General features: G+C 45.1%; 2 protein-coding genes. Both read left to right on the top strand.

The genetic code is table 11. From position 1 onward, the window contains the following. On the top strand, nucleotides 1-1,224 hold a 1,224-nt coding region (locus VN105_RS28185; protein ID WP_325646558.1), incomplete at its 5' end, for a glycosyltransferase family 87 protein. Between the two features lie 92 nt (nucleotides 1,225-1,316). Continuing rightward, nucleotides 1,317-1,573 (top strand): hypothetical protein (locus VN105_RS28180; RefSeq protein ID WP_325646556.1); only part of this gene is annotated, 257 nt, incomplete at its 3' end.

Raw genomic sequence — 1,573 nt, 5'->3', positions numbered from 1 at the left:
ACAATGCAACGCTTAGCCACGAAAGGGCGCTGGGATGCTTTCTGCCATACCGTTGGCAGGATCCCGCCAAAATACCTGTATGCTTTATTTCTGTTAATGGCGGTGGGCATTTCTTTTCATTCCTGGTTTTCTTCGCAGGATATGGAAAGATGGACCCGCTACAATAACTTCCTGATCTTTAAACAGGCATTTTCACACCTGGTACATAACCAGGACCTCTACGTGCTATATGAATCAGAATATTACGACCTGTACAAGTACAGCCCTTCGTTTGCTTTGTGGATGGGTGTCTTCGCCTGGATGCCTGATATACCTGCATTGATCTGCTGGAACATCATGAACGTGGTGGTATTTATCATCGCCATCAGGACTTTGCCTGTAAAGAAAGAAAAACAATCTATCCTGCTGTTGTTTTTAGCTATAGAGATGATGATCGCGCTTACCAGCTCACAGATCAACGTATTTATCACGGGCTTTTTTATTCTTGCATGGCACTGCATGGAAAATAAAAAAATCTGGCTGGCAGCATTGCTCTTGGTAGTAACCGTATATATCAAACTGTTTGGCGTAGTGGCCATGTCGTTATTCCTGCTATACCCCGAACGCTGGAAAGCTGCATTGTACACTGCTTTCTGGACAGCCGTGATTGCAGTGATGCCTTTGATGGTGATTTCATGGGAGCAGTTGCTGTTCCTTTACAAGAGCTGGGGGCACCTGCTGGCCAACGATTACTCCGCATCCTACGGCGTTTCCGTTATGGGATGGTGGCATACCTGGTTTAATATGGATATCTCCAAACAGCTTTTTATCATGGTGGCAGCAGCCATATTCATGGCGCCATTTCTACCTATACTCTACAACCGGGAACCAAAGTATAACCTGAGCATGCTGGCTTCTGTACTGATATGGGTGGTGATCTTTAACTATAAAGGCGAATCGCCTACTTATATTATTGCGCTCACCGGTGTGGCCATCTGGTATTTCACACAGGAACGGCCTTCAACACTAAATACCGTACTGGTAGTGCTTACATTGGTATTCACTTCTTTTTCTTCTACCGATCTGATCACGCCGTACTGGATTGCGAGAACTTACGTAGAACCTTACGCGGTGAAAGCAGTGTTTTGCTCTATTGTATGGCTGAAAATAGTATTGGAGCCTTTCTTCGTGGCAGCTGCAGAAACGGCCACAATTTCGGCCGACAAGCTGCAACGGGCCGCATAAAAGCTGTATCGTGGCTAAAGGATTTGCTGTAAATTGTGTTTGTAAGGGGCTTATACCATGCCCACATTCATCCAATAAAACAGGTTACCCACATGATCAGAAGAATTGGCAACAGCATCATTATCTGTAAAGATACTCCCCCGTCGGGCGCTTTATACTTTTCCAGCTTTGCTGTTTTTGTACTTTTCGCTATTGCCGTGGTTTGGCTGATTGGCATTTTTACAGAATACTACACCCTGGACAGGAGTTTTATTACCGGGGTCACCATTCTTTCACTCATCGCAGCTTTACTTGGCTGGAGACTGGCAACGTTAATAAAATCGATGATCGATGTGATGAGAGGAAAACC

It is taken from the genome of Chitinophaga sp. (assembly GCF_035564935.1).
In the GTDB taxonomy this organism is placed as follows: Bacteria; Bacteroidota; Bacteroidia; order Chitinophagales; family Chitinophagaceae; genus Chitinophaga.
The sequence above is the reverse complement of the archived record's forward strand: the minus strand, read 5'-3'. Positions and strand labels throughout refer to the sequence as shown.